This window comes from Collinsella aerofaciens, from assembly GCF_901212495.1.
Lineage (GTDB): Bacteria > Actinomycetota > Coriobacteriia > Coriobacteriales > Coriobacteriaceae > Collinsella > Collinsella aerofaciens_H.
This window is the reverse complement of sequence record NZ_CAAKNY010000083.1, coordinates 4,598-19,678: the sequence shown is the minus strand read 5'-3', so window position 1 is coordinate 19,678 and position 15,081 is coordinate 4,598. Positions and strand designations below refer to the sequence as shown.

Here is a 15,081-nt window from a genome sequence, read left to right as displayed (position 1 = left end):
TAGTCATTTAAGAACGTCCCCAATGACTACAACAACGGAAGCGCCGATGTTTTGGCAACGGCAGCGAAAACCCGCCAGAGCGAGCAAGGTGCCTTGAAGCGAAGCGGCATTGACCTTCTGGTCATGCCGCTGAAGCTGAAAGGCAGATTGCCGCTCTGGCGGGTTTGCAGCGTCGAGCCGTTACGCGGTTCGTAGAACCGCGTAACTTAAGTTACATGAGTTCGCAAATGGCCGCGGCGAAGGCTACGGGGTCCTCGGGGAGGATGCCCTCGACGAGCAGGGCCTGGTCGTAGAGCAGGCCGGAGTACTGCTTGATCTTGTCGGTGTCGCCCGCCTTCTGGGCAGTGACGAGCTTGGCGAAGACCGGGTGCCTAGCGTTCAGCTCGAGCACGCGCTGGCTCTTGGGCATACCGTCGGGCGCGCCCTCGGGACCCTTCTGAAGCACTTTCTCCATCTCGAGCGAAAGCGGACCCTCGGTGGTGATGCAGGCGGGAGCGTCAGTCAGGCGCGCAGAGACGGCAACCTTCTCGACCTTGTCGCCGAGCGCCTCCTTCATGGCGTTAAAGAGGTCCTCGTTCTCCTTGGTGGCGTCCTCGGCCTCCTTCTTCTCGTCCTCGGTCGCCAAGTCAAGATCGCCGGTCGCGACGTTCTTAAGCTCCAAGTGGCGATCCTCGACCTCAGGCTCGGCACCATCGGCAACCGCCTTCTCGGCAGCCTCGCGAGCAGCGTCATCCTCGTAGACCTTGGGCATATCGACAGCCACGTACTCACGCATGGCCTGGAAGGTGAACTCATCCACGTCCTGCGTCAGCAGCAGTACATCGTAACCGCGCTCGAGCACGCCCTTCACGACGGGCATCTTGGCCAGACGCTCGCGCGAATCGCCGGCGGCGTAGTAGATCGCCTTCTGGCCCTCGGGCATGCCCTTGGCATACTCGGCAAGGGTGATCATCTTCTGCTCCTTGGCAGACCAGAACAGCAACAGGTCGGCGAGCTCGCCGGCCTTCATGCCGTAGCTCGAGTAGATGCCGTACTTAAGGCCGCGGCCAAAGTTCTCAAAGAACTTCTCATATCCCTCGCGGTCGTTGTCGCGCATGTCCTCGAGATCGGCGGTAATCTTCTTCTCGACACGCTTGGCAATGGCTTTGAGCTGACGGTTCTGCTGCAGCGTCTCACGCGAAATGTTGAGCGACACGTCGGCGGAATCCACGACGCCGCGGACAAAGTTGTAGTAATCGGGCAGCAGGTCGTCGCACTTCTCCATAATCAGCACGTTGGAGCTGTAGAGCGCCAGACCCTTCTCGTAATCCTTGCTGTACAGATCGAACGGGGCGCGACCCGGCACAAACAGCAGGGCGTCATACTCGAGCGTGCCCTCGGCATGGAAGCTGATGGTGCGCGCAGGGTCGTCAAAGTCGTGGAACGTGGACTTGTAGAACTCGTCGTAGTCCTTCTGCTCAACGTCGGAGCTGCGCTTTTTCCAGATCGGCGTCATGGAGTTGATGGTCTCGAGCTCCTGGTAGTCCTCGTACTCGGGCTTGTAATCTTCCGGCGCATCCTCGGGCTTGGGTTTCTGGCGGCTCTTGGACACCATCATCTGGATCGGGTAACGCACATAGTTGCTGTACTGCTGAATCAGGCTCTTGAGGCCCCACTCGGTCAGGAAGCGATCGTAGGTCTCGGCCTCGCCGTCGGCGTCGAGCTTCTCGTTCTCGCGCAGCGTCAGGATGACATCGGTACCGTGCTCGGCACGCTCGCCGTCTTCGATGGTGTAGCCCTCAAGACCGTCGGACTCCCACACGTGAGCGGTGTCCTCGCCATAGGCGCGGCTGACGACCTTCACGTGGCTGGCGACCATAAAGGCAGAGTAGAAGCCCACGCCAAACTGGCCGATGATGTCGACATCGGAGCCCTGCTGCTCGGCGTTCTCGGTCTTAAACTCCTCGGAGCCGGAATGGGCGATGGTGCCCAGGTTGCGCTCGAGCTCCTCGGCGGTCATGCCGATACCGTTATCCGAGATGGTAATGGTGCGGGCGTCTTTATCAAAGGAGACACGGATGGCCAGGTCGCTCTGGTCGAGCTTGACGCTCGGATCCTGCAGGCTCTTAAAGTTGAGCTTGTCGACGGCATCGCTCGCATTGGAGATAAGCTCGCGCAGGAAGATTTCCTTATTGGTGTAGATGGAGTTGATCATGAGGTCGAGCAGTTTTTTTTGCTCTCAGTCTTAAATTGACGCATGTGCAGTCCTTTCGCGCTACCCCTGCCCGCCAAAACGGCCCGGTTGCCCGAGCCGCATCGCAGACCTGCTATGTTCAGACTTAGATTTTATAACCCATTAGCGCGCATATATACAAACGGAACCGAAAAACTGTATGTTGCAATGCCCCATGCGCCAATTGTCGAGGAGTGTCCCAAACTGCCGGCAGAAAAGGAACGTCCCTATCTGTCGCCCAGCAGCTTGGCCATCCATGCGTGGGGCTGGCCTTCGTCCTCATAGTCCACCGGCGCGATCTGCGTGTAGCCCGCCTTGGCGTAGAGTGGCAGCACATACTCCTGCGCATGCAGCTTAATGAGCTTGGCGCCGGCATCACGCGCGCACGTATCACTCGCCTCGACAATCTTGCTCGCCAAACCGCGACGGCGCATGCCCGGCAGCACGGCAACGCGCCCCATAATGTAGGTCTCCCCCGCCGCAATGCCTTCGTCCATGTCGCACGCCGGCGACACCGGGGCTTCGGCATCTGCCGCACGCTCCAGCTCTTCGGGAAACACGCGCGAACAGCCAGCGAGCTCGCCGTCAACGTAGAGCGTCACGTGGATGCAACTCGGAGCCTCGTCGATAGCGTCAAACTCGTTTTCATAGCTCTGTTCGTCCATAAAAACGGCGCGGCGCACCAGCGCCGCGTCCTCAAAGCAACCCGTCTTAAGTTGGATATCCATGGCTGCCCCTTCATTCGATGCGAACGTTAGGGACAGATTTTAGCGAAAATGAGCGCCGCGAACGCTAAACTGCGCGCAAGCTTTCGCCAAGCAATCGTAGTGCCCCACGTTATGAGCATCACTCGCAATAAAGCTGTACAAGTTCTGATCGAACAGACGCTGCGCCGGCTTTTTCTCGCGGCCAAAGCGGCCGCCGGCGATAAAGTCTGCCGAAGCTTGCAGCTTGCAGCCCATATCGACCAGACGCTCTGCAACGCTCACATCCTTCTGAACCGCACGATATCGCTCGGGATGAGCGATAATCACCTGGTAGCCGCGGCATTGCAAATCGTAAATCGTACTCTCGTACTCTCTAAACGCATAAGCGTCAGCATGCGTCGAAAGCTCAAGCAGGAACTCATTGGTTCCATCGAAATGCAGGTATTCCGCGGTGTCGATGCCCAGCTCGACGAGCTTTCGATGGTTGACCTCAAAGCCCATCTGAAGCGGAAAGCCCTCCGCGTTATCCCGCAATAACTCAAAGGCATCCCACATCTTGTCGTAGTCAAAATAGGGATCACGGCAGTGCGGGGTGCAGACGATTCTGGTTACGCCAGCCTGCTTGGCAGCTGCAAGCATCGCCAAGCTCTCATCAAGATCGGCGGCGCCGTCGTCTACACCCGGCAAGATATGACAATGAATGTCGCGCATAGGTCGACCTTAATCAACTAAACATTTGCCCGGTTGGTAAAGGTGCCCTTTTTAGAAGCACCTTGGGCAGCGGAGCCGTTCTTTACCTTCTTACCTTCCTTGGTGTAGTAAGAATAGTAATACTCGCTGGTCTCGGTCTCGCAGTAATTCATAACGGTACCGATGAGCTTAACCTTCTCGGACTTTTTAAGCTGAGCGATGGCGTTGAGCGCCTCCTCGCGCTTGGTGAAGTCTTCGCGCACCACAAACAGCGTGCCGTCAGTCAGGCTGGCGATCTCGGCAGCATCGATAAAGGTGCCGACCGGAGGAGCGTCAAAGATGACATACTGGAACTTGGCAGACAACGCCTTAACCAGCTTGGCAAAACGGTGAGACACGATGATGTCGGCAGGATTGGGAATATGAGGCTCAGCATCAAGGAAGTAGAAGTTCTTCTGACCCGTCTCGGCGATTGCCTGGTCGATGGAAATCTGATCGGACAGGACTGCGTAGAGTCCACCACGCGAACGGACATCAAGCATGTCGGAAAGAGACCGGCGACGCATATCTCCCTCGACCAGAAGGACGCTCTTGCCGCTGGTGGCGATAGCCTGGGCCAGGTTGATGGAAACCGTAGACTTACCCTCGTTGGGAATCGAGGACGTAACGGTAATGGTGCGGATGGGGTCGTCCACGCTCGCAAAGCGAATGTTAGCCAGAAGGGTCTTGGCGGCATTCTGTACAACGAGCTTATCAGTGTTCTTAGCCCTAGCCATGCCTATTTACCACCTTTCATAGCCGGAATTCGGCCGACAACGGGAATACCAAGGAGCTCTTCTGCCTCTTCGACACCGCGGATGCGCGTGTTGAGCATATCTGCCAAAACGACATAGGCAATTGCGATAAAGACGCCGGCGAGGAACGCAACGGCGACGTACAGCGTGCGCTTGGGACCACTGGGGGATTCGGGGGTCTTAGCCTTATCGATAACGTTGATGCTCTGAGCGGCACCGACATTCTGGGCGACCGTGCTCACCGAGCTGGCCATGGCCCTTGCCACCTCCGCCGTCTTCTCGGCATCGGTGCCCGTCACCGAAAGCGTGATGACGCGCGTCGTGGTCTCGGAGGAAACGGAAATCTTGTAGTCATCCAGATCGGCGAGGCCCAGATCCTTGGCAGCACCGCCCTTAACGCTATCGCTATCGAGCAGCGTGGCGATATCGTTGGAAAGCATCTGGCTCGCCGAAAGATCGTTGTAGCTCATCTGACCGCTATCGTCGGTCTTGGCGAGAACGTACATGCTCGTCGTGGCGGTGTAGGTGTTGTCCATCATAGTGAAGGACACCACGCCCATGGCGATTGCACAGACCACCGGAAGGGCGATAACCAGCTTGAGGTGCTTTTTGAGCAGCTGGAACAGTTCGAGAAGGGTCATGCAGCTTGCCTTTCATTTCCCAAGTTCATATCGACAAAACTTTTCCTATGTTATCGCATCTTTCCTGCCATGCCCGAACTCTATACATAAGATACAGCACAGACGGCGATGTTGCGCAATAATAACGCCGCATCGGCAACCCCGGTGCGGCGTCAAAACAACACGGTTGCCGCATTGCTACGCGAATGATTCGTCCTGCTGTACGGGAAACGTTACCGTAATGGTGGTCCCCACGCCCGGCTCACTCGACAGGTCAATCGAGGCGTGATGGTACAGAGCTGCGTGCTTGACGATCGCCAAACCCAGACCGGTGCCGCCACGCGCCTTAGAACGACTCTTGTCCACGCGGTAGAAACGCTCGAACACTTTACCCTGTTCCTCGGGCGCAATACCGATACCCGTGTCGGCAACAGACAGATACGGATGACCCTCATCATTGGTCCCACAGCACAGTGTGACCGTACCGTCAGGTCGGTTATAACGAATGGCGTTGCTTGCCAGGTTATAGATCAGCTCGTCGATCAGGCGCGGCACACCTTCGATCACCACGGGCTTCGTCTCGTGCCCAATGGTCACATCCGACTGCCGGGCAACCTGCTCAAGACGCTGTTCCACCGTCAAAATGGCACGAGAGAGCTCGATGGGCTCCGTGGACCCAATGGGCACTGCCTCGCCATCGCTCGCACGCTCCGCCTCGTCCAAGTTGGAAAGCGTGAGGATGTCGTTAACGAGCGCTGCCAGGCGGCCCGCCTCGCGGTAGATACGGCCGCCAAAGTTGCGCAGGTCGTCCTCGCCCTCGACCATACCGTTCGCAATGAGCTCGGCATAGCCCGAGATTGCCGTAAGCGGGGTCTTGAGCTCATGGGTGATATTGGCCGTGAATTCGCGGCGCATGCGGTCGTTGTCCGCCAGCACCGCCATCTGACGCTTGAGCTCCTGGCGTTGCGACTCAATGCGCTCGAGCATGGGAACCATCTCGGCATAAGCATGCTCGTAGCTGCGGCGCGGATGGTCCAGATCGACCTCTTGCAGCGGCGCGATGATGGCACGGGATTCGCGGCGCGCAAGGAAAAACGAGAGCACCGCGCCCGCTGCCGCGATAAGCAGCATCGGCGCCACAAGAGACATGAGAATAGCCGCAATGCCAGGTTGGGCCTGCGCCAAGCGAACAACCTGGCCGTTATTAAGTCGGACAGCTCGGTACAGCATAATCTCGTCGAGCGTGGAGCTTGCGCGCTCCGCAGAACCCGATCCGCTCTCGAAAGCCTTGACGACCTCGGGACGATCGCCGTGATTGGGCAGCATAGAAGGCGACGCCTCGTTGTCGTAGGCAACCGACCCGTCTTTGTTGATCAGCGTGATGCGCAAGTCCTCGCGATCGAGACTGCGCAGAAAGGCAATAGGCTCCTGCTGCTCATTGAGGGCAGCGGCAATAAGCTCGGTTTCCTGCGAAAGGTTGGCACTCGTGGCGTCTGCCAGGGTATTTTGCACAAAGAACGCGCCCAGCACCGTAAACGCCACGATAACCGCCATAGCGCAGAAAAAAACCGTCGCGAACACGCGATGCGACAGGGTGCGTTTTCCCTGGGGGGCTAAGACCACGAGCTACTCCTCCGATGCGCTAGCCGCGCTGTCGGCTCCTTCGGCATCGTCATCGGCCGTAGGCTCGGCCAGACGATAGCCCACGCCGCGCACGGTCTCTATGGCGCTCGCATGCTCGCCGAGCTTTTGGCGGAGCGTCTGCACATGTACATCGACGGTGCGCGAACCGCCGTCGAAGTCCCAGCCCCATACGCTCTGCAGCAGCGACTCGCGGGTAAAGACCACGCCAGGTTTGCGCATGAGGTACTCGAGCAGGTCGAATTCGCGCAGCGTGAGCTTGAGCGGTTCACCGGCAACAGTCACTTCGCGGTGGCTGGGCGAAAGTACGATATCGCCCACGCTGAGTACATCGCTCGCCTGCTTGACCATGCCGCCGCGGCGCAGCAGCGCACGGCAACGGCTTGCGAGTTCCATAAGCGAGAACGGCTTGGTCAGGTAATCGTCGGCGCCGCCATCGAGCGCCATGACCTTGTCGAGCTCGGTGTCCTTGGCGGTGAGCATCATAATGGGCACCGTCGCCGTCAGGCGATCGGCACGCAGACGACGCATAATCTCCAAGCCGTCGGTATCGGGCAACATGATGTCGAGCAGCACAGCATCGGGCACCCGTCGCGCCACGGCGGCCTTAAACTCGCCATCGCACGAAAAGCCCTCGGCCTCGATTCCCTGCTTGCGCAGAGCGTAGACCGTCAAATCCCTGATGTTGTCATCGTCCTCGACGTAATAGATCATGTTGAACCCCTTTGCGACCGGCATGACCGCATCTTAACCCTAAAGGCGCCTGTACTGGATGGTATCAGCCAAAACGGCCCGTCAAATAATCCGCCGTGCGCGGATCGGTCGGGTTCTTGAAGAGTTGGGCAGTGGGCGCATGCTCCACCAGCTCGCCCAGCAAAAAGAACGCGACCGAGTCGGAGATGCGCGCAGCCTGCTGCATGTTGTGCGTAACGACCACCAGCGTGCAGGTCTCCTTGAGCTCGCAGGCCAGCTGCTCCACCACCAGCGTCGATACGGGGTCGAGCGCCGAGGTCGGCTCGTCCATCAGCAGAATGTCGGGCTGCACGGCCAGTGCACGGGCGATGCACAGACGCTGCTGCTGGCCGCCCGAAAGACCCAGACCCGATTCCTTGAGCTTGTCCTTGACCTCGTCCCACAGTGCGGCGCGTCGCAGGGAGTCTTCGACCAGCTCGTCGAGCACGACGCGGTCGCGCACCCCCATGCCGCGAGGACCGTAGGCGACGTTGTCGTAGATGCTCATGGGAAACGGATTGGGGCGCTGGAACACCATGCCCACGCGCTGGCGCAAGCGGCAGATATCGTAATCGCCCAGGATATTCTGGTCGTCGAGTGCAATCTTGCCTTCAATGCGGCAATCCTTGATGCCGTCGTTCATACGGTTAAAGCAGCGCAGCAGCGTCGACTTTCCGCAGCCCGAAGGCCCGATGAACGAGGTAATCTGCTTGTCGCGAATTTTGATGTTCACGTCCTTGAGCGCATGATGGTCGCCGTAAAACAGGTCAAGGCCCTCAACATCGATGCGCGTCGGCGAGGCGGCAAGGTCCTGCGCCGTGGGGCGAGTCGCATCCCCAACTTCGCGCTCGTGCGCGGCCTCGGCCTGCGCCTCCATGAGTTCCTCAAGCTCCGTAGGCTCCATCGCCGCAGCAGCCGTCATACCGCATACCTCCATATCGATATCAATTCAGCAGTATCGATAGTAGAAATCGCGGCTCATACGCACGTGAGCGCATTGTCAAGTGTTTGTAAGGGCACGCTGACTATGCGGCGGGCAGCTCGATGGTGAATATCGTGTGCTCGGGCGTCGATTCACACGCAACGGTACCGCCGTGTGCCGCGACAATCTCCTTGGCGATGGCAAGGCCCAGACCGGCACCACCGCGATTGGTCGCACGCGCCGCATCCAGGCGATAGAACTTCTCAAAGATCACCTTGAGCTTAGCCGCCGGAATCGGATCACCCTGATTGATAAAGCGAATTCGCACGCCACCGTCATCTTGGCGCCCAGCCTCAATCGTGATGGTCGATCCTTCGTAGCTATAGGCGATGGCATTTTTCATGATGTTGTTGAACACGCGAGCCATCTTGTCGCCATCTACGAGCACCGTCAGGTCCTCACGCACATCAACGTGGACATCTTTGTGCTGCTCGTTGAGAATGGGATAGAACTCATCGGCGACCTGCGCCAGCAGCAATCCCAGGTCGACGTAGCCGCGCGTGAGCACAATATCGTGGAAGTCAAAGCGCGTGATATCAAAGAACTCCTCAATAAGCGCGTCGAGTCGGTGCGCCTTGTCGAGCGCAACGTCCGTAAAATGCGCGCGCTGCTCAACCGGCAGGTCAGGCGCCTCCTGCAACAGCGAAAGGTAGCCCACCACGCTGGCAAGCGGCGTGCGCAGGTCATGCGCCAAGTATGTGACCAAATCGTCCTTGCGATGTGACTCGTCACGCAGGGCTTGCTGGACTTTGCGCTCGCGATCGCGCACACGGTTGAGCACACCCTCGACCTCCAGGAAGTCGCCGTCGATGTTGTCCCACGCGTCGGGATGATCGATCAGGCGATCCTGAATACGGGCGGCAAGCACGCGGTCGGAATGCCGCTCACCCTGCTCATAGCCCTGGTAGTACAGGGCGCGGCCGCAAAAGAACAGGACGCATACGGCGAGCGCCAAGACAAAGCCAAGCATGTTGAATACAAAGCCGGCATCGAACAGCGCCGGTCCCTCAATGCCACCGAGTGCCATGGTACCGATCGCCAGCGTCATGGCCCACGCGGCACCGCCGATCACGACACAACGACGCACGATTTCAAAGCGATCGATCAGCAAGAAGCCGATGAGTAGCGCCGCCAAGATACCGGCGATGTTATCAATGCCGATCAGCAGCAGACTCAGCAAAAAGAACAGCACCGTCGCAAGCACGCGATTATCGACGACCGCTCCTATATATTCAAAGAGCCGATCGGGCACCTCAAACGCCTGCTTATCGTCTTTTGTCATGTCCATGTCCTCGCAAACAAAGGCGTTATTCAATGATATAGCCGACGCCCCAAACGTTTTTGATAAAACGCGGCTTCTGAGCGTCGTCACCGATCTTTTCGCGCAGGTGACGAATGTGCACCATCACCGTATTGTTGGAGCCGGGCATAAAGTCCTCGTTCCACACCGCGCGGAACAGGTCCTCCACGGGCACTACGCTGCCGCGATGCTCGGCCAGATACAGCAAGATGGAATACTCGATGGGCGTAAGGCGCACCGGCGCACCGTCCACCGTCACGGAGCGAGCGTCACGGTTGATCTCGAGGCCATCGAGCTGGAGGGTCGGCAACTCGGTTGCCTGCGCGCGGCTACCGTAGCTGGTGTAGCGGCGCAACTGAGCATGAACGCGCGCGATGAGCTCCAGCGGGCGGAACGGCTTGACCACGTAATCGTCCGCGCCAAGAGAAAGGCCTTCGATCTTATCCTGCTGGGCATCGCGTGCCGTCAACATAATTACGGGATAGGTATGGCTAACACGGATGGTACGCAGCAGCTCGAAACCATCGATATCGGGCAGCATGACATCGAGCAGTGCCAGGTCAAACTCTTGCTCCAGAATTGCCTTGGCCGCATCGGCCCCGCTGTAGGCGATCTGGACGTCAAAGCCCTCCTTTGTAAGGTAGATACCAACCAGGTCGGCGATGGCCTTCTCGTCATCAACTACCAGTATGCGCTCGTTCATGCGTGCTCCTCTCGCGCTCCATTATGCCCGAGACGGCGCCCGCCACACACAACAAGCGCGGGCGATTAAGTCGACCTTAAGCACCCTTGCGCCCGTTCGAGCACGAATGCGGGCCATGCGCGCACGCAACGATCGTCGTCGCCGGCAAACGATATACTTTAGTGTCAGAAGAGACCATCCCGTCGAAAGCGAAATCTGTGAAGTCCCTCACCTCTTTTGCAAAGCGCTCCGCCCAGCTTGCCGCCGGCTTTGCCTGCGCCATCGCCCTTGCCGCTGGCGTACCTGCTGTTGCCGGTGCCCAAGTACTCACGACCGACATTGTTTGCGGCAAAACCGCCGATGCGCGCGGCATCACGGCCGAAAACCTGCCCGATATCGATGCGACCAATGCCCTCGTCATGGGCAAAGACGGCACCGTCTACTATGCCCGCGGCGCCGATGAGCAGGTCAAGATTGCCTCGATCACCAAGGTCATGACCGCAATCCTAACCGTCGAAAACTGCAAGATGGACGAGAGGGTCACGGTGAGCAACGCTGCCGCCACCGTAGGCAACTCGACTGCCGGTCTGCTCGAAGGCGACGAGCTCACCGTGGAGCAGGCACTACGCGGCCTGCTGATCCCCTCGGGCAACGACGCCGCTATCGCGCTTGCCGAGTACGTTGGCAAAAAGATCGACCCCAAGACCAAAGACGCCGAGGCGACCTTTGTGAAGGCCATGAACGAGCGCGCCAAGAAGCTCGGCTGCACCGGCACGGTCTTTGAGAACCCACACGGTCTAGACTTTGATGAGTGGGCCGGCGACATGCACTCAACAGCACATGACGTGGCACTGATGATGCAGGAGGCCATGAAAAACGATACGATTCGTAAAGTCGTCGCGAGCGAGGATTCTTGGATTGAGGTCGCGGGCGCCGATGGCTCAGACCATTCGCATTCCATGGACACGCACAACGTTTTGCTCGGTCAGGACGGAAACATTGGCGGCAAGACCGGCACCACCGACGACGCGGGCTATTGCTTTACGAGCGCCTACAACCGCGACGGCGACGAGATCTACACCGTTATTTTGAACTCCACCACCACCGACCAGCGCTTTACCGATACCGCCACCCTTGCCAACTGGTACTACGGCCACAAGGTCACGGTCGCGATCGCCAATACACAGGAGAAGACCGCCAACGGCAACCCGCTCATGGCACGCATTAGCCAGACAGATTGGACGGACAAGACGATCGACGCCACGCTCGCCGACCCCGACGCACGGGCAACGGCGTTCTCACTCGCCGGCAAAGTGACCGAAAAGGTTAGCTACGATGACCTTTCGGGCACGGTGCATGTTGGCGACAAGGTGGGCAGCGTTACGTTGAAGCAGGACGGCACCAAGATCGCCGTCATGGATCTGGTCGCCGACGAGGAAGGAACGGGGCCCAATCCCATCGAGTGGCTGCTCGTGAAGCTCGACCGCCTGGGCCGCCGCATCGACAACCGCCCGCTCACAGCCGAGAGCGAAACCGTAGCCAAGGCTCCTGAGGTGTAGGGCCAAAGCGTTATCACATCGAACCAAATGAGGCGTCCAACGGGGCGCCTCATTTTTTGAGGGTTCGAATCCCCAGCCTCCTTTCTCCGCACCAAAAAAGGGCCCCAAATGGGACCCTTCTTTCAAGTCATACTGGCGGAGAGCTGGGGATGTCCGGGCATGCTACGCATGCCCTCCGGCTTCAAAGCCTAGCGGCTTTTCGCCCACGGGCTACAAACGCATTCGCGTTTGTTTAACGCCCGTGCCCTCTCGGGTTCGAATCCCCAGCTAACGTGGTTCAACTAAAAAAGGGTCCCTTTCGGAACCCTTCTTTAAAGTCTTACTGGCGGAGAGCTGGGGATTCGAACCCCAGATGCCCTTTTGGGGCATACTCGCTTAGCAGGCGAGCACCTTCGGCCTCTCGGTCAGCTCTCCGTAACAGCCGTTCTATAGTAACCAAACAGTCGAAGATGGGCAAGGGGGAATTATGAAGCGATTCCAATTTGCCAGTAGACGTCTCAGCCAATCATCTCAATCTGTAACAGGTACAGGCCGAATCTTCGTCCAGATGTTACAGATTTAGACAAATAGCCGGCGCCATCCGCAAATGTCTCAATCTGTAACATCTACAGACTGCCCCCTACCCCAGCGAGCGGTTGAGGGAGCCGAGTTCGTCGTTGCCCATGGTGCGCCACATTTGATAGATGCAGCCGCGCGCCAAGAAAAAGAAGCCGTTATCGACGAGTTGCACGGCGGCATCCGCGAGTTGATTGGTCACGGCGGGCACCGGCGGCAGCTCAAGACCTGCCTTGTGGATGGTCTCGACAGCCTCCTCAAACGTGGGCGGTTTGATGACGCCCATCTCGTTCATAAGGCCCTGCATTTCCTCCTGCGCACTGCCGCCCGACTCCTCGCCGCGCGGCACCAGGCGATAGCATGCCAGCGCCAGCTCGAGCTGGTCGCAATTCCAATAGGCAAACGCGAGGCGATAGAACAGGTAACCGATCGAAGGCCGGTCGCTGGCAATGCGCAGGCCGTGGCGCGCTACCTCGATAATCTCGTCATAACGCTCCAAGCGTGCCAGCACGTTGACCAGGGCAAAGTGAGACTGCATGGACGAGCGCGCCAAATCGTAGAGACGACGCACCTCGGGCAGCGCACGCTCAAAGTCCTCTTGCTCGGCGTAAAAGCTGCAGATCTCGTGCTGGGCAAAATACAGCGCATCGGGAGCGCGAAGGATACGCACGGAACGGTCCTCCTCCATCACCGGCAGCACCATGCGCACCAGCTGGTTGTCGCAGAACTGGGTCTGCACCGGGCCCGTTGCCAAAAGCTCAGCAACAGTACACTTGGCTTCCAGCTCCTCGACAAGGCGAGAAAAGCCCTCGAAAGCACCAGCTCGGTCAACTTTGGATTGCTCGCGCAGCTCGATGACGCGGGCGACATACGGATCGTCGTCCTCCTCCATGACCTCAAGCTCGTCAGCCGTATCAGCGAGCAGCAAATCGCGAAGCGCAGGCGGCAATGGACGATGGTCATCGCGTGGTCGGGCGTGAACCTCCGCAGGCTCAATCATGTCCGGCACATCTGCCTCATATTTCTCGAGCAAATGCTTGCAGGGCATGTCGTCCATATCCATGCTCTCAAGATCCTTGGCGATAGAAACGCAATCGGCCAGATAGGCCGCACGGCCAAAGGAGTACGTTTCAACAACGCGCTCGCCCTGCTCGCCGTCGGGAGCCGCAATCTGCACGTAGCAGCGCGTGATGCGAGCACCCGAAGCAAAGCAAGCCGCCGCGAGGGTAAGCGCAATACGCGCATCATGCTCAGTGGCCCATGCTGCGCGCTTAGGCTCATCCACCTCGCGCCAGGCGTCATCTTGAGCATCGTATTCGCGCTGCGGCATAGCATCGACAACCGTGCGGCCAAATCGCACCAGCATGATGCCCTCGGCGACGTTCGCTCGATAGGTGTAGTCGAGCCGCGTGACCACGTTGAGCGCTTCTACGATACGTGCAAAGCGGGCGCGAACGTCCCACTCGCCACCCGGCTGGCACGCAACCGTCCCCGGCTTGGCCCACGGGTTGTCATTCGACAGCGTTTCGAGCAGGCGAGGAACGTCGTTTGTCGTCTTGCTGATATGCCATAGGTCAAAGAGCGAGCAGCCCTCAAAGCTTGGCGACGAGGCAACGGGGCCCAACCCTGCCCCAATACGCTCAAGGATGCCCGATAGGCGGTTCAGGCGGCACTCGACGGCTAACAGGGTATCAATCTCGTCCTGGTCCAGCAGGCTACGGTCAAAATTGAGATAGAAGAGCCTCGAGCGATCGATGCGCGCCAGGCTCATTTCGGTTTTGGCCGCGATGGTGCGCAGGCGAGGCAGATCGACTTCGCCCATCAAAGCGGCGGCATAGCGCTCAATGCCACTTGGATTATCTGTATGGTCAATGCGGTAGAGCAACGTTTCGATTGCATCGGGCAGCGGTGTGGAATCAAAACCCAGCAGTACCTCAACCGGCTCGGGGAGTTTTACAAGTTTGATCTTGTCGATGGCATTTTTCATACCCTCGTCAAGGTCATCACCGTCTGCCGTGCCTGAGACAGCGTTTTCAGAATCGGCGAATATCACGTAACGCAAGAACATCGAGGCCATAAACTCGCCGTAGCGAAGGCTGCGCGTCGAATTCCACGTCTCGCAATCGGATTGTTCGCGCATGGTGCCTTCGGGAGAGCCGATGACTCGCGCCCGGGAGTGCATCGTCCCATCGGTACCCCTGACCGCGATCTCACCGATGTTGGAATCGGACTTGTCAAGAATCAGTTGCATGTCGGGATCGTCGGGCAGCGATATCTCGTTAACGGGACAGTCCACCTTATAGACCTCACCCGAAACGCTCACGTAGCCCAAAAGCGACACATGGCTTTTACCGACGAATTCGACGACATAGCATGATTCATGCGGGTCCTCACCAAAGAGCTTCCAGACCACGCCATACGAGCGTCCCGCAGGCTGCTCGGGCATGGCCGGAAAGCGCTTGTTGGGATCGAGAAACCTGAGCTTGTATGTCGGACGCTCTGCCACGAAATATCACCCTGATCGGTCGTCTAAAGAAAGAGCGCGCCACGGGCTCATCGAGGCGCATACTCGAAATCTTACACGAGTCGATGAGAAATAGCTCCTTT

11 protein-coding genes, 1 tRNA gene and 1 pseudogene are annotated in these 15,081 nt (G+C 58.6%); 1 reads left to right on the top strand and 12 read right to left on the bottom strand.

Going from position 1 to position 15,081, the window contains the following annotated elements:
• Positions 1-211: 211 nt before the first annotated feature.
• The 10 genes and pseudogenes from htpG to SFLMC1_RS10170 form a co-directional block, all read right to left on the bottom strand.
• A pseudogene (htpG, locus tag SFLMC1_RS10215) lies at positions 212-2,238 on the bottom strand (molecular chaperone HtpG).
• Between the two features lie 201 nt (positions 2,239-2,439).
• Positions 2,440-2,940, bottom strand: a complete 501-nt coding sequence (locus tag SFLMC1_RS10210; protein WP_152074770.1) for a GNAT family N-acetyltransferase — start codon at positions 2,938-2,940, stop codon at positions 2,440-2,442.
• A gap of 39 nt (positions 2,941-2,979) precedes the next feature.
• Positions 2,980-3,630 (bottom strand): tyrosine-protein phosphatase, encoded by a 651-nt coding sequence (locus SFLMC1_RS10205; protein WP_152074771.1) that lies wholly within the window; start codon positions 3,628-3,630, stop codon positions 2,980-2,982.
• A 17-nt stretch (positions 3,631-3,647) separates the two neighbouring features.
• Positions 3,648-4,385 carry a CpsD/CapB family tyrosine-protein kinase gene (locus SFLMC1_RS10200; protein ID WP_152074772.1) on the bottom strand — a complete coding sequence of 246 codons (738 nt, stop codon included), beginning with the start codon at positions 4,383-4,385 and terminating at the stop codon, positions 3,648-3,650.
• Positions 4,386-4,387: 2 nt separating this feature from the next.
• Positions 4,388-5,044: a YveK family protein gene (locus SFLMC1_RS10195; RefSeq protein ID WP_152074773.1), complete on the bottom strand. Its 657-nt coding sequence runs from the start codon at positions 5,042-5,044 to the stop codon at positions 4,388-4,390.
• Positions 5,045-5,221: 177 nt separating this feature from the next.
• On the bottom strand, positions 5,222-6,646 hold the full coding sequence (locus SFLMC1_RS10190) for a sensor histidine kinase (RefSeq protein ID WP_152074774.1): 1,425 nt from the start codon (positions 6,644-6,646) through the stop codon (positions 5,222-5,224).
• Positions 6,647-6,649: 3 nt separating this feature from the next.
• Positions 6,650-7,378: a response regulator transcription factor gene (locus tag SFLMC1_RS10185; RefSeq protein WP_152074775.1), complete on the bottom strand. Its 729-nt coding sequence runs from the start codon at positions 7,376-7,378 to the stop codon at positions 6,650-6,652.
• Positions 7,379-7,442: 64 nt separating this feature from the next.
• A complete protein-coding gene (gene pstB, locus SFLMC1_RS10180; protein WP_222838069.1) occupies positions 7,443-8,318 on the bottom strand; it encodes a phosphate ABC transporter ATP-binding protein PstB in 876 nt (291 codons plus the stop codon).
• A gap of 103 nt (positions 8,319-8,421) precedes the next feature.
• On the bottom strand, positions 8,422-9,660 hold the full coding sequence (locus SFLMC1_RS10175; RefSeq protein ID WP_152074776.1) for a sensor histidine kinase: 1,239 nt from the start codon (positions 9,658-9,660) through the stop codon (positions 8,422-8,424).
• A 25-nt stretch (positions 9,661-9,685) separates the two neighbouring features.
• Positions 9,686-10,381 (bottom strand): response regulator transcription factor, encoded by a 696-nt coding sequence (locus tag SFLMC1_RS10170; protein ID WP_152074777.1) that lies wholly within the window; start codon positions 10,379-10,381, stop codon positions 9,686-9,688.
• A gap of 197 nt (positions 10,382-10,578) precedes the next feature.
• On the opposite strand from SFLMC1_RS10170, the gene SFLMC1_RS10165 reads away from it, so the two are divergent.
• Positions 10,579-11,919, top strand: a complete 1,341-nt coding sequence (locus tag SFLMC1_RS10165; RefSeq protein WP_152074778.1) for a D-alanyl-D-alanine carboxypeptidase family protein — start codon at positions 10,579-10,581, stop codon at positions 11,917-11,919.
• A 323-nt stretch (positions 11,920-12,242) separates the two neighbouring features.
• Here SFLMC1_RS10165 and SFLMC1_RS10160 read toward each other — a convergent pair.
• A tRNA-Ser gene (locus SFLMC1_RS10160) sits at positions 12,243-12,333 on the bottom strand.
• Between the two features lie 205 nt (positions 12,334-12,538).
• Positions 12,539-14,980: a tetratricopeptide repeat protein gene (locus SFLMC1_RS10155; RefSeq protein WP_152074779.1), complete on the bottom strand. Its 2,442-nt coding sequence runs from the start codon at positions 14,978-14,980 to the stop codon at positions 12,539-12,541.
• Positions 14,981-15,081 lie beyond the last annotated feature (101 nt).

Coding starts and splice junctions, on each gene's coding strand:
- SFLMC1_RS10210 (WP_152074770.1), bottom strand. CDS start 2,940: ATGGATATCCAACTTAAGACGGGTTGCTTTGAGGACGCGGCGCTGGTG.
- SFLMC1_RS10205 (WP_152074771.1), bottom strand. CDS start 3,630: ATGCGCGACATTCATTGTCATATCTTGCCGGGTGTAGACGACGGCGCC.
- SFLMC1_RS10200 (WP_152074772.1), bottom strand. CDS start 4,385: ATGGCTAGGGCTAAGAACACTGATAAGCTCGTTGTACAGAATGCCGCC.
- SFLMC1_RS10195 (WP_152074773.1), bottom strand. CDS start 5,044: ATGACCCTTCTCGAACTGTTCCAGCTGCTCAAAAAGCACCTCAAGCTG.
- SFLMC1_RS10185 (WP_152074775.1), bottom strand. CDS start 7,378: ATGATCTATTACGTCGAGGACGATGACAACATCAGGGATTTGACGGTC.
- pstB (WP_222838069.1), bottom strand. CDS start 8,318: ATGACGGCTGCTGCGGCGATGGAGCCTACGGAGCTTGAGGAACTCATG.
- SFLMC1_RS10175 (WP_152074776.1), bottom strand. CDS start 9,660: ATGACAAAAGACGATAAGCAGGCGTTTGAGGTGCCCGATCGGCTCTTT.
- SFLMC1_RS10170 (WP_152074777.1), bottom strand. CDS start 10,381: ATGAACGAGCGCATACTGGTAGTTGATGACGAGAAGGCCATCGCCGAC.